Annotated in this window: 14 protein-coding genes, 1 pseudogene and 1 riboswitch; of the genes and pseudogenes, 14 read left to right on the top strand and 1 reads right to left on the bottom strand. The window is 43.4% G+C overall.

Features of this window, described 5'->3' with window-relative positions; genetic code table 11:
- Position 1: 1 nt before the first annotated feature.
- The 10 genes from MHB37_RS27095 to MHB37_RS27050 all read left to right on the top strand — a co-directional run bounded on the left by MHB37_RS27095 (position 2) and on the right by MHB37_RS27050 (position 13,055).
- Positions 2–1,804, top strand: a complete 1,803-nt coding sequence (locus MHB37_RS27095; RefSeq protein WP_405168709.1) for a sensor histidine kinase — start codon at positions 2–4, stop codon at positions 1,802–1,804.
- A gap of 17 nt (positions 1,805–1,821) precedes the next feature.
- Positions 1,822–3,357, top strand: a complete 1,536-nt coding sequence (locus MHB37_RS27090; RefSeq protein WP_076194120.1) for a response regulator — start codon at positions 1,822–1,824, stop codon at positions 3,355–3,357.
- A 115-nt stretch (positions 3,358–3,472) separates the two neighbouring features.
- Positions 3,473–5,179, top strand: coding sequence for a sugar ABC transporter substrate-binding protein (locus tag MHB37_RS27085; RefSeq protein WP_405168708.1), 1,707 nt, complete (start codon positions 3,473–3,475; stop codon positions 5,177–5,179).
- An 87-nt stretch (positions 5,180–5,266) separates the two neighbouring features.
- Complete coding sequence (locus MHB37_RS27080; protein ID WP_076130468.1) at positions 5,267–6,235, top strand: sugar ABC transporter permease; 969 nt, start codon at positions 5,267–5,269, stop codon at positions 6,233–6,235.
- A 59-nt stretch (positions 6,236–6,294) separates the two neighbouring features.
- Positions 6,295–7,197 (top strand): carbohydrate ABC transporter permease, encoded by a 903-nt coding sequence (locus MHB37_RS27075; RefSeq protein ID WP_139329891.1) that lies wholly within the window; start codon positions 6,295–6,297, stop codon positions 7,195–7,197.
- A 47-nt stretch (positions 7,198–7,244) separates the two neighbouring features.
- Complete coding sequence (locus MHB37_RS27070) at positions 7,245–8,777, top strand: glycoside hydrolase family 43 protein (RefSeq protein WP_339244919.1); 1,533 nt, start codon at positions 7,245–7,247, stop codon at positions 8,775–8,777.
- A 44-nt stretch (positions 8,778–8,821) separates the two neighbouring features.
- On the top strand, positions 8,822–9,841 hold the full coding sequence (locus tag MHB37_RS27065; protein WP_254848999.1) for an endo-1,4-beta-xylanase: 1,020 nt from the start codon (positions 8,822–8,824) through the stop codon (positions 9,839–9,841).
- Between the two features lie 82 nt (positions 9,842–9,923).
- Positions 9,924–11,978, top strand: a complete 2,055-nt coding sequence (locus MHB37_RS27060; RefSeq protein ID WP_340033651.1) for an alpha-glucuronidase family glycosyl hydrolase — start codon at positions 9,924–9,926, stop codon at positions 11,976–11,978.
- A gap of 24 nt (positions 11,979–12,002) precedes the next feature.
- A complete protein-coding gene (locus MHB37_RS27055; protein WP_370510796.1) occupies positions 12,003–12,797 on the top strand; it encodes a Nif3-like dinuclear metal center hexameric protein in 795 nt (264 codons plus the stop codon).
- An 84-nt stretch (positions 12,798–12,881) separates the two neighbouring features.
- The gene (locus MHB37_RS27050) at positions 12,882–13,055 is read left to right on the top strand and encodes a hypothetical protein (protein ID WP_169744809.1); all 174 of its coding nucleotides are present in this window, start codon (positions 12,882–12,884) and stop codon (positions 13,053–13,055) included.
- Between the two features lie 77 nt (positions 13,056–13,132).
- On the opposite strand, the pseudogene MHB37_RS27045 reads toward MHB37_RS27050, so the two are convergent.
- Positions 13,133–13,243, bottom strand: a pseudogene (locus MHB37_RS27045) (glyoxalase); the annotation flags it as partial.
- Between the two features lie 246 nt (positions 13,244–13,489).
- Positions 13,490–13,676, top strand: a riboswitch (cyclic di-AMP (ydaO/yuaA leader).
- A gap of 105 nt (positions 13,677–13,781) precedes the next feature.
- Here MHB37_RS27045 and MHB37_RS27040 point away from each other — a divergent pair.
- From MHB37_RS27040 to MHB37_RS27025, 4 genes are all read left to right on the top strand, one after another.
- Positions 13,782–14,591 carry an alpha/beta fold hydrolase gene (locus tag MHB37_RS27040; RefSeq protein WP_076130474.1) on the top strand — a complete coding sequence of 270 codons (810 nt, stop codon included), beginning with the start codon at positions 13,782–13,784 and terminating at the stop codon, positions 14,589–14,591.
- Between the two features lie 514 nt (positions 14,592–15,105).
- Complete coding sequence (gene selD / locus MHB37_RS27035) at positions 15,106–16,170, top strand: selenide, water dikinase SelD (RefSeq protein ID WP_405168707.1); 1,065 nt, start codon at positions 15,106–15,108, stop codon at positions 16,168–16,170.
- A 58-nt stretch (positions 16,171–16,228) separates the two neighbouring features.
- Positions 16,229–17,266 carry a tRNA 2-selenouridine(34) synthase MnmH gene (gene mnmH, locus MHB37_RS27030; protein WP_340392805.1) on the top strand — a complete coding sequence of 346 codons (1,038 nt, stop codon included), beginning with the start codon at positions 16,229–16,231 and terminating at the stop codon, positions 17,264–17,266.
- A gap of 35 nt (positions 17,267–17,301) precedes the next feature.
- Complete coding sequence (locus MHB37_RS27025; RefSeq protein WP_076221014.1) at positions 17,302–18,414, top strand: cysteine desulfurase family protein; 1,113 nt, start codon at positions 17,302–17,304, stop codon at positions 18,412–18,414.
- Positions 18,415–18,949 lie beyond the last annotated feature (535 nt).

Genomic DNA, 18,949 nt, shown 5'->3' with positions numbered 1-18,949 from the left:
TATGGAGAGAAAAAAATTCAGATTTAGAAAAGTAGTGAATGATATTCCCTTAAATTATAAATTTTCCCTTATTTATATCATAGGTGTTCTTCTCCCTATCATTATTATTAACCTTGTTTTTTTGGATCGGATTTCCGATCTGATCAAATCGAGAGAGCAGCAGAATCTAGAGATATCCTTAGAAAGAGCCCGAAAGGATATTCATGACTTCATTGAAGGTGGGGTAGCTGTCAGCTATACGCTTTCTGCTGATAAGAACCTGTATGAATTGCTTGAGCGGACGTATGGGAACTCTATTGAATTCTATGACACTTTTGATGAACAGCTAAGAGGCCGCATGAATAGCTATATGCCGGTGAACAATCAGATTGAACGGATTACTGTATTCACGAACAATGATTCCATTGTTTCTGGCAGCAACTATCAGGTCATCAATGAAAAGGTTATGAATAGTGAATGGTATAAGCAGTCGAAGGCTGCGAATAAACATCTGTTTCTTGCCGCTTATCATATGAGTGACATCTCTAGTGTGATTTCTACAGCGCCTTATTTGAGTGTTATTGAGCGAATGGACGCTTACAGCTCATACAATAAATTTGAAAAGCTGCTTAGAATTGATTTGGATCTCAGTAAAATATATGACGTGATTATCAGAGAAAAAGATTACTTGAGTCTTTATCTGGTTAACGAGCAGGACGAGATTATTATGTCTGCCCAAAGCGGGTATCAAAGAGGCACCGCGGAACCTTATCCCGTGTTCAAGCTGCAGGATGATGAGCGCAAGGAGGACGTTCATATTGTACCCGTCGGCGGAGCTAGTTATATAAAGGGCTGGCGGATAATAGGAATTACACAAGGTGAGCGTATTGCCCAAGCGATAATGGAGATTCGGATTTATGCAGGGATTCTGGCGTCTATTGTCACGCTAATCACAACCGCTTTTTTATATGTGATGTTAAGATCCTATAATTATCGGGTGAAACGGTTGTCCAGACATATGCAGAAAGTATCCAATGAGAAATTTGAGCTGATTCGGATTGATGAAGGTCAGGATGAGATCGGGGGCTTGATCCGTAATTTTAACAGGATGACCACTACCATTAATTCCTTGATCAATGATGTATATAAACTGGAGATTCAAAAAAATAATCTGGAGATGGAAAGAGTAAGAGCTGAACTGAATTTCCTGCAAAGCCAGATGAATCCGCATTTTCTGTTTAATACGTTAAATGCCATTTTGGTGGTCTGTACTAAAAATAATTACTCGGATGTTACGGATATCATTAAGAGTTTATCGAAATTACTTAGACGGCTGCTGAGCTGGAAAGAGGATCTCGTTACCTTGGAAGAAGAAATGACTTTCATCGAGATGTATTTGAAAATTGAAAAATTCCGGTTCAGGGATAAATTCGACTATCAATTTGAGATCGATGAGCAGTCGCTTCAATATAAGATTCCCAAGCTAAGCATGCAGCCGCTCGTTGAGAATTCCTGCAAACATGGTCTACAGGCCATAGAGGGACTAGGTGTGATAAAAGTGAAGACGTTAGTGGAGGAGGGACGATTAAAAGTTACCGTCTCTGATAACGGTAAAGGGATAGAGCCAGAGAAGCTGCAAGAATTATTAGGTAATGTTCAAAATGAAGCGTCTTCGGGAACGAATATCGGAATCCGCAACGTGTACCGCCGATTAGAATTGTACTATGAAGATCAGGTCCGTTTTGATATCAGCAGCGTTCCGGATGAAGGGACCATTGTCACTTTTGACATTCCACTAAAACTCCTGGAACGGAAGAATAGCTAGAAAGTGAGGGACCCCCAATGAAATACAAAGTATTATTGATCGATGATGAGCCTAGTGCGCTTGAAGCGATGCAGCTGTGGATTGATTGGCAGGAGCTTGGCTTTGAGGTATGCGGAACCTCCAGCAATGGCAAAGAGGGGCTGGAGCTAATGAAACAGCTAGAGCCAGATCTTGTAATTACGGATGTTAATATGCCGCTAATGAATGGGCTGGAGATGGTCGCAGCTTGGCAACAAGCTGAGATTAAGGAGATCAAATTTGCCATACTAAGTGGTTATAGTGAGTTTGAATATGCCAAGACAGCTATACACTATGGAATTAATCATTATCTGATGAAGCCAGTGTTTCCGGAAGAGGCGGCAGAAGAATTGCTGGAGATATATCAGGAGCTGGAGCAGGAAGCTCAGAAGCGCAGTTTAAATCAAATAGCCTCCGCGGAGGAGGCTGTTTCTCTCCTGAAAGGAATGCTGCATGAGAAAGCTGAGCAGTCGAATCAGGAGGTACTTAACCGACTATCGAAAGGTAAAAGCGTTTGGAATATTTGTTTGATACAGACAGAGCCGGTTTTATATACGGAGATCAGAGAGCAAGCCTCAGCCCTCCTAACCGATAAAGATTCGATGTTTCTGATGGATCTGGAGAGTCATTGTTTTGGAATCGTATATGGATACAATTCATTGTCCACTGAGGGAGCTGTGATCGATCAGATTGCAACTCCTTTGCTGAATGAACACCCCAAACAAGCTTTATATATTGCAACAGGTGCTGGTGTAGGCTCCTTGCTTCAGATCGGGAACAGTTTCCGAATGGCGAAAGAAGCATTAATGTATTATTTTTATTATTCTGAAAATGTAGAGATCCTGACTTATCAGGAGATTAAGGATAGTCCCTTTAGTTATCATTATGATCAAATTCAACTGATGGATGACTTGATAAGACCGATTAACACCCTGGACTCCGCAGGCTTTAGCCAAGCTGTGAACTCGGCAGCCCGCAGTTTCCGGGAACAGCGCATCGCTCCAGAGGTTGTGAAGAAAATTGTTATTCATATGATGTATAAGATTATTGAGTTTACCTCGGAAGCCAGTGAAGTTCATGAGTCCTCCTTATCTAATCAAATTAGAATCCCCGCGATGTTAGACTCAATGATCACCTTGACGGACTTAATGCGTAATTTGCTATTCTGCGGCGAGGCCAGTATCGATATCCTTCTTAAGGAACAAAACCTAAAATCACAGGGGATTGTTCAGGAGATTAACAATTATATTGAAGAGCATTTTCGCGAATGTCTTACCATTAAGAGACTATCAGAGGTTTTTTTCCTGCACCCGGTATATCTGGGTCAATTATTGATCAAGAAGAACGGTATTAATTTCAATGAACAGCTGCATAACCTCCGAATAAAAGAGGCAGTACATTTACTTCAACAAAATAAATTAAAAAATAGTGAAATCGCTGAAAAAGTGGGCTATGGCAATTATAGTCAGTTCCTCAAGCAATTTGAAAAAAAACTGCATATGAGCCCTAACGAATTTAAAAACACTAATACCTAAACTTTTTGGGGGTACATCTTTAATTCTGGCGTATTTTCAGAAGATTATCACCTCTATAATTTAACTTGTAAGGGCTTACAACATTGTTACACCAACAAATATATGGAGGTGCTTTATGGGGGGCAAGTTAATATCCAAATGGAAACTTAGTCTGATTGCTGTGTTATCCCTAAGCTTTACCTTAGCAGGGTGCGGAGGAAATAACAGCAACAATACGACGGCTAAAGGGGAAGACAAACCAGCAGAAACAGCCACTTCAACTGCTGCAGGAACAGATTCTGATAAGATTGAACCTTTTGAAATTAGTATCTTTCTTGGAGAAGCAGGCCAGCAACCAACACCAGATAATAAAATTTACAAAATGATTAAAGAAAAAACAGGCGCATCCTTCAATTTCGAATTCTTAGCTGGGGATCTTAACCAGAAGTTAGGCGTAATGATTGCCGGTCAGGATTATCCGGATTTGATGACTTCCAATACTAAGCTGACAGGAGCGGAAGCTTTTATCCCGCTTGAAGATTTGATTGAACAATATGCTCCAAATTTGAAAGCGCATTACGCAGATTACTGGAACATGATGAAAGACCCGAATGATGGACATATTTATACGCTTCCGAATTATGGTGCGTATAACGGTAAAGTGAATACAACCTATTATGCAGGTCCTGCTTTCTGGATTCAGAAGGACATCCTGAAAGATGCTGGTTACCCACAGGTGAAGACCTTGGACGAGTATTTTGACCTCATTGTGAAATATAAAGAAAAAAATCCAACCATCGATGGAACGCCAACCATCGGATTCGAAATTCTTAACAACGACTGGAGAAACTGGGGGTTGTTTAACGCTCCTCAGCATCTGATCGGACACCCTAATGATGGCGGGGTAGTAGTTAATGATAACGTTGCAGAAATCTTCGCAGATAAAGACTATGCTAAGCAGTACTATCAAAAGCTTAATGAAATGAACCAATTGGGCGTTATCGACCAAGAAACATTTGTGCAAAACTACGATCAATATTTGGCGAAACTGTCTAGTGGAGCCGTTCTGGGAATGTTTGATCAGCACTGGAACTTTGGTTCAGCAGAAGATTCACTCCGGACACAAGGTAAAGATGAAAGAACTTATGTAGGACTTCCACTTGTGTTTGATACCAGCACTAAAGATTATTATCTGGATCGCCCAGCGCTGAACTTGAATAATGGCTTCGGGATCAGTATCAATGCCAAAAACCCTGAAAGAATTATTAAACTAATGGATACATTGATTCAAGAAGATTGGCAAAAAATCTTCACTTGGGGTATTGAAGGTGAAGATTATCAAGTGGAAAATGGCCGTTTTATAAGAAATGAAGAACAACGGAAGAACGCAGTTGATGCTACATGGAAGCTCAGCAACAAAGCAGATGCTTGGTATGCTACAGCTCCGAAATTGCAAGGATTCTTTGAGGATGGAAACTCAACAGATGCTGCGGCTCAACCAGAAGAATACCGGGCTGCACTCAAGCCGTATGACAAGGAAATCCTTGATGCTTATGGCTACAACAGTTATGTGGATTTCTTCAGCGAGCCTGAGCCGAACCCAGTAGCTTATCCAGCTTGGTCCATAGATCTTGTTGAAGGCTCAGATGCCAAAATTGCCGAAACGAAGCTGAATGAATTGCGAACCAAGTACCTGCCAAAAGCAATCTTGGCCAGTCCATCAGAATTCGATAAGGTTTGGAATGACTTTGTTGGAGAAATTGGTAAAGCGAATGTCAAAGCCTATGAAGACAAAATCAATGAACAGCTTAAATGGAGATTTGATACTTGGAGTGTTAAATAGTTAGAGCTTGCTTAAAAATCAGAAAGTGGTGGCTTATTAGGCCAACCACTTTCTGAAATATATGGATGATGTGGGGAGAAAACATATATGGATGAGATATTAACGGGGAAAAAAGTTAACCGGCATCCTAAAAGAAAAAAGAAGCAACCGATTACTATGACCTTGATTAAGAATCAGAAACAGCTGATTTGGATGTCGGTTCCATTAATGCTTTATATTATACTATTTGCTTATGTTCCCATCTGGGGATGGACGATGGCTTTCCAAGATTATAAACCAGCTAGAGCATTTAGTGAACAAACATGGGTGGGTTTAAAACACTTCAAGTTTCTTTTTACGGACGATAGCTTTTTGAGAGTACTGCGCAATACGTTGGCCATGGGCCTAATTAATCTAGTTCTAGGATTTGTGACTGCGATAATACTGGCATTGCTGCTTAATGAGATCAAAAATGTATTTTGGAAAAGAACCGTTCAGACCATATCCTACTTGCCTCACTTCCTCTCTTGGATTATTGTAACAGGCATTGTAGCTACTTCTCTTTCGGTTAATGACGGGATTATCAACATCGTGCTCATGAAATTGCATCTCATTGATTCACCGATCCTTTGGTTGAGTGAAGGGAAGTATTTCTGGGGTATTGTAGGTGCTTCACACGTCTGGAAAGAAGTCGGATGGAGTACTATCATCTACTTGGCGGCTATCGCCTCTATTGATCCGGCTTTATATGAAGCTGCTGAGATTGATGGAGCGAACCGGTATAAGAAAATGCGTCATGTAACTTTGCCGGGCATGAAAGCAACCATTGTAATCCTGTTAATAATGTCCGTAGGACATGTACTGGAAGCTGGATTTGAGGTTCAGTACTTGTTAGGAAACGGGCTTGTCGTAGATTGGTCGGAAACGATTGATATATTTGTATTGAAATATGGTATAGCGCAAGGGAATTATTCCTTAGCTACCGCGGGTGGTATTTTCAAAACAGTCGTAAGTGTAACGTTGCTGCTATTAGCTAACTGGACTGCGAAGCGGCTAGGGGAAGAGAGGCTGTTATAATCATGGAAAAAACTCAATTGATTCCTCAAAAATCTCCAAAAAGTAATGCTGGAAACCGGATGAAAAATCTGAGGTTCGAACCCGTAGTGTTCAGCACCTTCAATACTATATTTATGGTTTGTCTAGTTATTGTTACCTTGTATCCATTCCTGAATACTATAGCAGTCTCCTTTAATGCGGGGAATGATACCATCCGCGGCGGCATTTATTTATGGCCTAGAGAGTGGACCATACAGAACTACAAAGCGGTTTTTGCCTCAGGTACAATTTATAATGCTTTTTGGATTTCGGTAGCACGAACAGTGATATCTACGATCCTGAATCTATTTTTAACCACGATGCTTGCGTATACGTTAAGCCGGAAAGAATATGTTTTCCGCAAACATATTACCTTTATATTCGTCCTTACCATGTATTTTAGTGCGGGTCTGATTCCAAACTATTTCCTTATGAAGGATCTTCATTTGCTCAATTCGTTCTGGGTATATGTAATCCCGTCCATGGTAAGTGCATTTAATATGATCGTTATCCGTACTTATATTGGTACCTTACATGAAAGTCTTATGGAATCTGCAAGAATCGACGGTGCCGGGGAATTCAAGATCTTCATGAAAGTAGTCTTCCCTTTGTGTAAACCTGTTCTTGCTACCATCGCCCTTTTTGTTGCAGTAGGTGCGTGGAACCAATGGTTTGATGCGTTTATCTACACCTCTTCCCGCCAGAACTTGAGTACATTGCAATATGAATTAATGAAGCTGCTATCCTCTACTATGAACTCGAACAGTAACCCTAGTGTAAATAACGGGACAGGGATGACTCAGGAGTCGGTACATGCCATGGTTACACCAATCTCCATACGGGCAGCCGTTACGATCGTTGCTTCGGTTCCAATTTTGCTAGTTTATCCATTCATGCAGAAATATTTTGTGGTCGGTCTAAATGTAGGAAGCGTGAAGGAATAAGGAGCTTGCAATCACTATTAAGTAATAGGAAGGTTGTCTGTTAAATTATGACCCCATCTTCAATCACATACACGAATCCGATACTTCCAGGCTTCTATCCTGATCCAAGTATCACTCGGGCAGGGGATGACTACTATTTAGTTTGCAGCTCCTTTGAGTATTTCCCTGGCGTACCTATTTTTCATAGTCAGGATTTGATTCACTGGACACAAATAGGTCATGTGCTCAATCGTGTAAGTCAGCTGGATACTCGTAAAAGCAAGAGCTCTGGGGGGATATTTGCCCCAACGATCCGGTATCATGAAGGAACGTTTTACATGATAACGACCGAAGTACACGGGAAAGGAAATTTCTATGTTACGGCTACGGATCCTGCGGGTCCGTGGTCAGATCCGATTAGTATTCCTTATGGAGGAATTGATCCTTCTCTAATGTTTGATGAGGATGGAAAGGTATATGTAACCACCCAGCAGGGGGCAGATTATGACTCCCATGCCATCCAATATGAGATAGATATCGCTACGGGAGCAGCATTAACAGAACCAGTTGTCATCTGGACTGGGGATGGCGGACCTTGGACGGAAGGCCCTCATTTGTACAAAATAAATGGAATGTACTATATCATGACGGCTTCAGGAGGAACGGCTAAGGAACATCGGGAGATCATTGGCCGCAGCTCCTCTCCTTATGGACCGTTTGAACGATTGCCGCATCCGATATTGACGCACAGCGGTACTGACAATCCCATTCAGTATTTAGGGCATGCCGATTTGATTGAGGATCGTAACGGGGATTGGTGGGCCGTATTCCTTGGAGTAAGACTAGTAGATACAAAATTCACTGTGCTTGGAAGAGAGACTTTCCTTGCTCCCGTAAGCTGGACTGAAGACGGATGGCCGATGATCGATAATAATGAAGACACAGTTGGACTGGAAATGAAGGTTTCACGTGTACCTGGTCAATCGCCAAAACCTAAGACTAGTGGAAGATATGATTTTGATGATCAAGTATTGCCGCTGGGATTAGCCTTTCTGCGGAATCCGGCTGAGGGAAGCTGGTCCTTAAACGAAAGACAGGGATGGTTATCTCTTCGAGGACAATCTGCAGGTCTCAGTGAAGTAGGCCAAGTGGCTTTTGTAGGCAGAAGACAGCAGCATACTTCGGCAGAATGGAGCACGCTGCTTGAAATGCCTTCATCTATTGCTGATGTGGAAGCTGGACTTTGCGCCAGATTAGATGAGAATGCTCATTATGAAATTGGACTTGTTCAAAAAAACGGGCAAAAAGTGATTACAGCTCATGTGACTATGGATGGAGTAACCCATACAGCGGCAGAGGTTCCAACTACTGCCGAGCGAATTTATTTGAAAGTTAAGGCTGAGCTTACCGAATACAGCTTCCTTTATTCTTTGGATGGGCAGGAGTGGAATAAGCTATCAACAGCAGCAGCGTATCCATTATCTCCTCAAGCCGTAAAAGGAAATGGATTTACGGGTGTTCTTATCGGATTATATGCAACAGGTCATGGCAAGGTGGCTGAGGTGCCTGCCTACTTCGATTGGTTCGATTATCAGTCTTAATTATTCGAATACTGATATAAATGCGTTTGTCAGGAGGGAACTTGTTGAGACAAGCTAGTGATTACACAGAACCTGCACTAAAAACAATATTTGCTGAGGATTTCAAAATTGGCGCAGCCGTTAACCCGTTGACGATACAATCACAGGAGCATTTGCTCGCCTATCATTTCAATAGCATTACCGCTGAGAATGAGATGAAGTTTGAAAGTTTGCATCCGCTTGAAGACAGTTATAACTTTAAACTAGCAGATCAGTTGGTTGCCTTCGCCCGAAAACATCATATGGCTATGCGTGGGCATACTTTAGTCTGGCATAACCAGACTACGGACTGGTTGTTTGAGGATAAGAAGGGCGGGCCTGTAAGCAAAGAGACATTGCTTGCACGGCTCAAATCACATATTCAGACCGTGGTTAGGCGTTACAAGGAAGATATCTATGCTTGGGATGTTGTAAATGAAGTTATTGCAGATGAAGGAGAAGAACTTCTTCGCCAGTCAAAGTGGCTGGATATTGTCGGACCGGAGTTTATCGGCAAAGCTTTTGAATTCGCTCATGAAGCCGATCCTAAGGCTTTATTATTCTACAACGACTATAACGAGTCTAATCCTCTTAAGCGTGACAAAATCTATAAAATGGTGAAGTCGCTGCTGGAACAAGGAGTGCCGATCCATGGCGTCGGATTGCAAGCCCACTGGAATCTATACGATCCGGACTTAGATGAAATACGTGCTGCTATTGAGAAGTATGCATCTTTAGGGCTTCAGCTCCAATTGACAGAGCTGGATGTGTCCATGTTCCGTTTCGATGACAAACGAATGGATTTAAAGGTTGCACCTGCCGAACTGCTCGAGCTACAGGCAGAGCGCTATGAAGCGATGTTTGCTCTGTTGAAAGAATACCGCGACGTGATTAGCTCAGTCACTTTCTGGGGAGCAGCGGATGACTATACATGGCTGGACGGCTTCCCTGTTCGGGGACGGAAAAATTGGCCATTTCTATTCGATGAGCAGCATAATCCTAAGCCAGCGTATCACCAATTGCTTAACGCTGTCACCAAATCATAGAGCGGGTAACCTGCTCAAGCTTGCGAATCATGAACCCGTCCTTTTCAATCCAGGGCGGGTTATTTATACGGGAGGAATAAACATGACAAATACCGCTTATGAGGCTTGGCTCAATTATGGTCAGCTGAAATCAGGATCTCTATACAATCAATATATAGATTGGTGTGTTGAGTTGGTAGTAACGGAGGACAACGAGACGATTCAGGCGGCAGCCGCGGAATTCATACAGGGGATGACCTCTATGCTGGGCAAAGCGCCACTGCTCACAGCGAAACCTGAAGGACCGTGTATCGTTATAGGAACCTTCCAAGGGGGGAATCCATTAATTAGTAGAGTATTCGCAGGAGAACGAACCGATTCACTGGGTCCTGAAGGTTTCCTTATACGTACAAACGCTACTGAGCAATGTATCGCTGTCGGTGCTTCAACGCCTGTTGGAATATTGTATGGCGTATTCCATCTGTTACGGCTGATAGGAACAGAAAGCGAAATAGACGCTCTGAATTTGTCTATGAGTCCGGTGAACGGCCTGCGAATGATTAATCACTGGGATAATTTTGATGGCAGTATTGAACGTGGCTATGCTGGACGGTCCTTTTTTTACGAGTCCAATCAATTTCTTAACGATACAAAGCGGCTGCGTGATTATGCCAGATTGATGTCCTCTGTGGGGATCAACGCGATTTCGATTAACAATGTGAATGTTCATGAGCTTGAATCTCTATTTATAACGGAGCAATATTTGCCTGATATCGCGTTAATTGCAGGAATATTCCGCGTATACGGAATTAAGCTATTCCTCAGTGCTAACTTCGCCAGTCCGATACAGATCGGAGCATTAGAGACAGCTGATCCACTGGACCCAGCGGTGCGGCAATGGTGGAAAGATAAGGCGGGTGAGGTTTATCGAGTGATCCCTGATTTTGGCGGGTTTGTGGTCAAAGCAGATTCAGAAAATCGACCTGGACCATTCACTTACGGGCGTGACCATGCCGATGGCGCTAATATGCTGGGAGAAGCACTGGAGCCGTTTGGCGGAATCGTGATTTGGCGTTGTTTCGTATATAACTGCAAGCAGGATTGGCGTGACCGTAAGACAGATCGGGCCAGAGCAGCGTATGATCATTTCAAACCATTGGATGGCCGATTTAATGATAATGTAGTGCTGCAAATCAAGAACGGACCGATGGATTTTCAAGTTAGAGAACCGGTATCTCCGCTGTTTGGCGCACTGGAACATACCAATCATCTGATGGAGTTTCAGATTGCTCAAGAATATACAGGGCAGCAGCGGCATCTCTGTTATCTCGTTCCACAGTGGAAAGAAGTCCTTGATTTCAATACTTATGCCAAAGGGCAAACTACGCTTGTGAAACATATTGTGGACGGATCGGTGTGGGGAAATAAGTATAATGGTGTGGCTGCTGTAACTAATGTCGGGGATGACATGAACTGGACGGGGCATGGGTTAGCTCAAGCCAATCTGTATGGATATGGGAGATTAATTTGGAATCCGGAGCTGACGGCAAAAGAAATAGCTGAGGAATGGATTCGCCTTACCTTTGGCACTGATAAAGGTCTAGTGGCTGCTATTCGCGGGATGTTAATGGACTCATGGAGGATTTACGAATCTTACACAGCTCCATTAGGTGTGGGCTGGATGGTTAATCCGGATCATCATTATGGGCCGAATGTGGATGGATATGAATACGCCAAGTGGGGAACGTACCATTATGCGGATCATAAGGGCATTGGTGTGGATCGTTCAGTCAAATCGGGAACGGGGTATAGCGGACAGTATATGGGTCTTAACGCATCAAATTATGAGAATCTAGCGTCTTGTCCAGAAGAGCTGCTGCTGTTCTTCCATCATGTTCCATACACGCATGTTCTGCAATCGGGGCAAACGGTTATACAACATATCTACGATACTCATTTCGAGGGGGCAGAGCAGGCTGCACAGCTTCTAGCAACATGGGAATCACTTGAAGGCAGCATGGAGAGTGGATTGTATGTGCAAGTGAAGCAACGTCTTGAAGAGCAAGCAGAGCATGCGCAGGAATGGAGAGATCGGATCAATACGTATTTTTACCGCAAGAGCGGAATTGAGGATCTTAAAGGCAGAAAGATTTATTAGATTTCGATTCGAGGGATGATGATAGTGAGCCTCACGATTAGAGCGATTTTGAAAGATTTAATGGGAACTGTGGAACAGGTAGAAGGGACTGTGGATATTCTGAACCCAGGGGAACCGGAAACTGAAGTCACAGGGATTATTACGGCCTTCTCTGCCACACAAAATATTGTGGAGCAAGCAATAGCGTTAGGAGCCAATTTGCTGATCACGCATGAAGGTGTATTTTATAGCCATCATGCAGCGAGCGAGTGGTTAGAAGGTGATCCGGTTTATCATGCGAAAAAAAGTCTGATCGAACATTCCCCAATAGCTATTTTTCGTTATCATGATTATTGGCATCGGCAAGAGCCGGATGGGATTATGATGGGCTTGCTGCGAGAGCTGGATTGGTCAGACTATGTGGAAGAGCAGCAAGCGGCTGCTACGATTCTCACTATTCCTGCTATGACTGTAATGGAAGCTGCTCAGTATATTAAAAGTAAGCTAGGCATCTCTTATGTACGCGCTGCTGGTGACCTGTCTCTGTCCTGCAAACGCGTAGGGATATTAGTAGGTTACAGAGGAGGCGGGATGATGGCTATTCCGCTTTTTAATGATCACAATCTTGATTTAATTATCGCTGGAGAGGGACCAGAGTGGGAGACTCCGGAATATGTGCGGGATGCAGGGCACCAAGGCAGATCTAAAGCGCTCATCATGTTAGGTCATGCGGAGAGTGAAGCACCGGGGATGAAATATTTAGCTGAAATCTTAGCAGACAAATATCCCATGCTTCCTACCCGGTTCATTGCTGAACAACCCATCTATCAGATGGTTTAATCTGGGGAAATTAAGAGTACGGAATAAATAAACATATTATGGAGAAAATGAAGGGAAACAGGTCACTGAGAAAGGAGTGTTTCAATGGAAATTCCTTTGGAGGCTGATGAAGTATTAAGTCGCATCAAAAAGCTGCAAAGCGACGGAAGCTCGATCAGTAAAAAACAAGTGAAGCAAAGCGACCCAGAGCTTATGAGAAGTGCGCTGTTCTTTTTTCCAAGCTGGGAGCATGCATTGAAAAACGCCGATCTTTTGTAGCCATAGTATTGTAAAAGGAAGCTAAGTGGACAGGGGGAGATCTCTGATTCTGCTTAGCTTTTTTCTTTTTTATGAAATCATTCGTGCTGTTCATGTGAAATAATATTAACAAGCTTGCCAAACGGATCGGGGACATAGAAACGACGAACACCCCAAGGTACAGAAACTGGCCCAATATTGGTATTGAAGATTGTCGTTTCTTATTAAATAGGAAAGTACTGGTGAATCACCCCCTTTTTCGCTTGCTTCAGAGCTGTTTTTCTTAAGAAAACGAGTAAACAAGAGCAAAAGAAAGAGAAAATGAAGAGTATGCTTAATATGAAATGAAAAGCATTGCTTTCAACATTATTTTGACCAGAGCCCTCCTTTACAAGAAAACCTTACAAGAGTATGATTCATCTCAGAACTGAGAATTATCTTAAATTTACAATTACATAAGCAATCCGCTTAATTTCCGTTTCTGGAAAGCGGGGGAACCAACAACTGGCAGCCGATGTGAGAGTCGGCACTGGTTATGGGGTGAATCCTGTTCCGGGTGCATAATATGCATCCCTGCAGGTAGGGCAACTCTCACTGCCCGAATCCGACAGCTAACCTCGTAAGCGTATGGAGAGAGGATGAATGGCGTGTTTAGTGATGAATAGCCACAGAGAATCCCTCTGTGGTTTTTTGCTGCGTTTTTAAGCAGATATAGTCGTAGAATTTATTATGAAAGAGGTGTTACCTTTGCCTATCGCTAAACTGAACGGAACTTCGCTCTATTATGAAATCAATGGAACTGGCACTCCGGTTGTGTTTATCCATGGACATGGATTAACACACAGTATGTTCAAACCACAGCTGGAGTATTTTTCCGATAAATATAAAGTGATTTTGTGCGATTTACGGGGGAATGGCAAGTCTGGTAAACTGCTGGAGGCCCCACATGAGATTATTGAGACGCAATGTCTGGATCTGATTATGCTGTTGAATGACCTAGGTATCCGTGAAGCAGTTTTTGTAGGAATCGCCTATGGTGGCTTAGTCGTTCAGCATATTGCCAAACAATATCCTGAGCGTGTAAAAGCAATTGTGGTCGCGGATAGCTTTTGTAGGACTCACGGATCAACAATAGTAGGGAAAATACAAACTATGGCAGCATATTGCAGTTTACTAATGTATTATCTCCCAAGCGAGCTGGTGTTGCCTTCGATTCGGATGATGTACCGAGAGCGCTGGAGTCTGGCCTACAATGAGATTAGAAGAGGACTGCTGGACAAACGCCCCCGGGAGTTATATCGGCAAAGGCTGGCTACGAGCCATGTTGATTACACCAGATGTTTAAAGGCTTTTAAACGTCCTGCATTATGTATTGTGGGGGACTTTAATGAATTTGGAGTGAATTGTATGAAGGAAATGGTGTCTCAGCTGCCGCAGGCGCAGTTGGCGATTATTCCGAACGCATTAGATCCAAGTAATCTGTGCCAGCCGGAGCAATTCAATGCGATTCTTCAGCGTTTCTTAGAGAAGCAGCAGGGCAGTCAGCAGATTAGCTGATCTATTGGGAGACCTTCACAAGCGAAGCGTTTAAGTGAGAAAAAAGACGTCCCATAGCCAGGGAGCACGAGCTGGCTATGGGACGTCCTTTTGGGTTGAACTTTAGGGGAATTCTCCCTAAAGTGAAGGAGATTATGGCTCCTAGAACATGGATTAGGGAAAACTTCCCTAATAATAGGATGTTTTTAGGGAGGATTTCCCTAATATAATGGACATCCAACTAAAGGCTGGCTTATCAGTAGTAAAATCTACGAATGAGCCAGCCTTGTTATTTTACTAACCGATGGATGTTGAACATTTACAAGCATTTTGTACCTAGAACGCCACTTAATGACCCACCCTACCACAGCATCAAATATAGCTCACCCGACGTGGGAAAGAACGGTAGACCTAAGTAGTGATGGTAAGTGTATAGAGGAAGGCGTAACAAGCAGCACATCTGCTACTCTTGCATTTTGTACAATGCGATCTACTCGTGTAAGATTAAGATAATTCATACTAAAGGAGCTGAGTCATGATGTCTCAAGCTGAAACTATAAAACTGACTTCATTATCTTCAAAAGGGGGCTGCGGCTGCAAAATCGGTCCCGCTGATCTCATGCAGGTTATTCGCAGTCTGCCACCAACTGTTCCTAACCCGGATCTACTTGTAGGTCTGGACACTAGTGATGATGCAGGGGTGTACCGTTTAAGTGATGAATTAGCGTTAGTGCAAACTGTTGATTTTTTCACGCCGATCGTGGATGATCCCTATTCATTTGGTCAAATTGCAGCAGCCAATGCATTAAGCGATATTTATGCGATGGGTGGAAAGCCGCTTACGGTGCTTAATATTGTGGCCTTCCCTATTTCTGTTTTAGATAAAAGCATTCTCGGTGACATTTTGCGCGGTGCAGCGGATAAAGTACAGGAAGCAGGAGCTACTCTTGTGGGCGGACATTCCATCGACGATAAAGAGCCCAAATTCGGATTGGCCGTTACGGGCCTTGTGCATCCTGACAAAGTAAGAACGAATGCGGGCGCCAAGGTGGGAGACAAGCTGGTTCTAACGAAGCCTATCGGTGTGGGGATCTTAACAACTTCCATTAAAAAGGATCAGCTATCTCCTGAAGAAACCACACGCCTTACGACAGTAATGTCTACTTTGAATAAAAAAGCGGCTGAAATCATGGAGCCTTATGATGTACATGCTTGTACAGATGTTACCGGATTTGGGCTACTGGGACATGCCTCGGAAATGGCTAAAGGGAGCGGCACGGGCCTGATCATTCGTCAAGGCGATGTACCTATGCTGCCAAGAGTAAGAGAGCTTGCGGAACAGGGATTTGTTCCAGGAGGCACTAAGAATAACTTTGCCCATCTGGAAGGCAGCATTCTTTATCCGGAAGAGATGGACCAACTAAGCCGCTATATTCTATGTGACGCTGTGACTTCTGGCGGATTGCTGATCTCTGTGGCCCCTGAACAAAGCGAAGATTTGCTAAAAGAGTTAGTAGATGCAGGGGTAGAAGCGGCATTGATCGGAGAGGTAACGGAAGAGCATCCGGGTCAGATTACAGTTATAGCTGCTGTGGAATAACTGTTGTATATCAGCTTAGAGCAAATTATAAAGGTTAGCCACCAGAGGAGAGAGCATATTGTTTCAGGACATTACACTGGAAGAACTTAGAGTGTTAAAAAACAAGAAGCAGATCACCATTATTGATGTTAGATCTCCTTCTGAATATAAAGATGCAACGCTGCCGGATAGTTTGAATATTCCTTTTTTTGATGATCAGGAACGGGCTGAAGTAGGGACGTTGTATAAACAGACAAGTGTGCAGGCCGCGAAAGAACGTGGTTTGGAGATTGCTGCGGCAAAACTGCCTTCTTTTGTCAAAGAATTTGCAGCGATTCAAGGAGACAAAGCTGTATTCTGCTGGAGGGGAGGTATGCGCAGCCGTACAACTGCGACCGTACTCTCTTTAATGGATATTCATGCTTACCGGCTGATAGGCGGCTATAAGGCTTATCGTAAATGGGTGCTCGACGAATTGGAGTCCTATGAATGTAAGGCGAAGTCTTATGTGATTCACGGAAATACAGGCACAGGTAAAACCAATCTGTTACACCGCCTGAAAGCGCAAGGCTACCCCGTTCTGGATTTGGAAGGGATGGCAGGTCATCGCGGTTCTATTTTTGGTGAGATTGGCCTTCGTGCGAACAATCAAAAAACGTTCGATAGTCTTCTTTTAGAGGAGTTAATTAAGATCGGGGATTCTCCTTATGTACTATTTGAAGCGGAGAGCAAAAAGATTGGTAAGGTAGTAATGCCCCCATTTATGGCCGAGCAAAAAGAGAGCGGAACGCAGATCTGGATTGAGATGCCTTTGCATGCCAGAGTGGAGCAAATCCTTGAGGATTACCGGCCAGAAGAATACAAGGAGCAATGTATTTCTGCATTTCGGAGTATTAAATCCCGAATTCATATCCCTATTGCGGCAGAAATCGAGCGATGCTTGCAGGCAGATTTGTTCGGCGAAGCTGTGGCGCTGCTGTTAGAGTATTACTACGACCCTAGATACGATTATACGTCCACTCAGTATGAAGGCATTGAGAGAGTTACTTTTAAAGTGAATAATCTGGATGAAGCTGAGACTGCTGTGCGTTCTTTTTTTAAACATCAAGAAGTATAAGTTTCGCGTTATGGTTAAAGGGGGCTTTACTTAATATGATCTATTTAGATTACAACGCTACAACACCAGTAGATAAGGAAGTAGCAGAGGTTATGATCCCTTATCTTTACGGTCATTTTGGGAATCCTTCAAGCAGTCATTCTTTGGGGCGGGAAGCTAAACTCGGAATAGAGCAGGCAAGAACACAGGTGGCTGATTTCCTGAATTGTGCGCCGGGTGAGGTGCTTTTTACCAGTGGGGGTAGTGAGTCTAATAATACTGTCATTAAAGGAGTAGCCCAAACGTATCGCCATAAAGGTAATCACATTATCCTGTCTGCTATTGAGCATCCAGCGGTAATTAAACCTTGTCAGTACCTGGAGCAGATGGGATACAACCTGACTTATGTACCTGTTGACTCGTATGGAATGGTGCAGGTTGACGATGTGAAAAAGCAGCTCACGGACCAAACCATTCTGGTCTCCATCATGCACTCTAATAACGAAACGGGTACGATCCAGCCGATCAAGGAAATAGCTGAGGTCTGCCACCAACGGGGCATTCTTATTCATACAGATGCTTCACAATCTGCGGGAAAAGTAGACCTCGATGTAGCGGATTTGGGAGTGGATTTTCTAACGCTTGCAGGCCATAAATTATATGCGCCCAAAGGCATTGGAGCATTGTACATTCGGGACGGCATTCACATTGAGCCTTTGATACACGGTGCGGGCCATGAACAGGGGCGAAGAGCGGGGACAGAAAATACACCCTACATTATTGGCTTAGGAAAAGCCTGTGAGCTTGCTGCTGACTCTGATTCTAGAAAAAGAGTTAAGCAAGTTACGGAGTATTTCTATGGAAGACTGCAGGAGTCTTTTGGCGAAAAAATTCATTTGAATGGTCATAAACACAAGCGCTTGCCTAACACCCTTAACGTTAGTTTTCTTGGAGCAGTGGGTCATGAAATTATCGATTCCCTGGAAGCTGTGGCGGCTTCAACTGGCTCAGCGTGCCATTCCGGTGAAACGTTGATTTCGCCTGTTTTAAAGGCTATGCATGTGTCGGAGAACATTGGACGGGGGGCGGTTCGTTTTAGTGTGGGACGATATACGACTACAGCGGAAATCGATGAGGTCATCGATAAGTTGAAGGTGTATTTGTTATAAGCTGAAATCGTATTAGTTGTGAGGTTCGTTTTTGCAAACAGTGGCAAAGTGTGAATCCCAGGGAATGGACTATGAATCTCAGTGAACGGATTATGGCTCCCAGTGAATGGACTATGGCTCCCAGTGAATGGACTATGGCTCCCAGTGAATGGACTATGACTCTCAGTAAACGGAGTACGAATCTCACTAAACGGGCTATGGCTCCCAGTAAACGGACTATGATTCTCAGTGAACGGATTATGATTCTCAGTGAATGAACTATGGTTCCCAGTGAACGGATTCGCTATCGGACTCAGGTGCTCTTATTTGCAATATTTTCCTATTTTTGAGTTGCTATAGGACTCCATAGGCGTTATTAGTACAAAATAGACACTACTGAGCACCATTTCTGCCCAATAGCGCCTCTCAGGTCCGATAATCTCTCTAAACAGTGATAAATTAACGAATAGCGGCATCTGAGTCCGAAAGATCAAGAGTTGAATCCGCATATTACAAAAAAAGCATCTGCCACCTCCTTCAAAAGGAATCGCAGATG

It is taken from the genome of Paenibacillus sp. FSL H3-0286, assembly GCF_045040705.1.
In the GTDB taxonomy this organism is placed as follows: domain Bacteria; phylum Bacillota; class Bacilli; order Paenibacillales; family Paenibacillaceae; genus Paenibacillus_AQ; species Paenibacillus_AQ odorifer.
Note: the sequence above shows the minus strand (reverse complement) of the source record. Positions and strands in the feature narration are given on the sequence as shown.

What these genes read in the sequence shown, in the direction of transcription:
- MHB37_RS27085 (WP_405168708.1), top strand. Translation starts at nt 3,473, where the DNA reads ATGGGGGGCAAGTTAATATCCAAATGGAAACTTAGTCTGATTGCTGTG.
- MHB37_RS27060 (WP_340033651.1), top strand. Translation starts at nt 9,924, where the DNA reads ATGACAAATACCGCTTATGAGGCTTGGCTCAATTATGGTCAGCTGAAA.
- selD (WP_405168707.1), top strand. Translation starts at nt 15,106, where the DNA reads ATGATGTCTCAAGCTGAAACTATAAAACTGACTTCATTATCTTCAAAA.
- MHB37_RS27025 (WP_076221014.1), top strand. Translation starts at nt 17,302, where the DNA reads ATGATCTATTTAGATTACAACGCTACAACACCAGTAGATAAGGAAGTA.
- MHB37_RS27075 (WP_139329891.1), top strand. Translation starts at nt 6,295, where the DNA reads ATGAAAAATCTGAGGTTCGAACCCGTAGTGTTCAGCACCTTCAATACT.
- MHB37_RS27080 (WP_076130468.1), top strand. Translation starts at nt 5,267, where the DNA reads ATGGATGAGATATTAACGGGGAAAAAAGTTAACCGGCATCCTAAAAGA.
- MHB37_RS27090 (WP_076194120.1), top strand. Translation starts at nt 1,822, where the DNA reads ATGAAATACAAAGTATTATTGATCGATGATGAGCCTAGTGCGCTTGAA.
- MHB37_RS27095 (WP_405168709.1), top strand. Translation starts at nt 2, where the DNA reads ATGGAGAGAAAAAAATTCAGATTTAGAAAAGTAGTGAATGATATTCCC.
- MHB37_RS27070 (WP_339244919.1), top strand. Translation starts at nt 7,245, where the DNA reads ATGACCCCATCTTCAATCACATACACGAATCCGATACTTCCAGGCTTC.
- MHB37_RS27050 (WP_169744809.1), top strand. Translation starts at nt 12,882, where the DNA reads ATGGAAATTCCTTTGGAGGCTGATGAAGTATTAAGTCGCATCAAAAAG.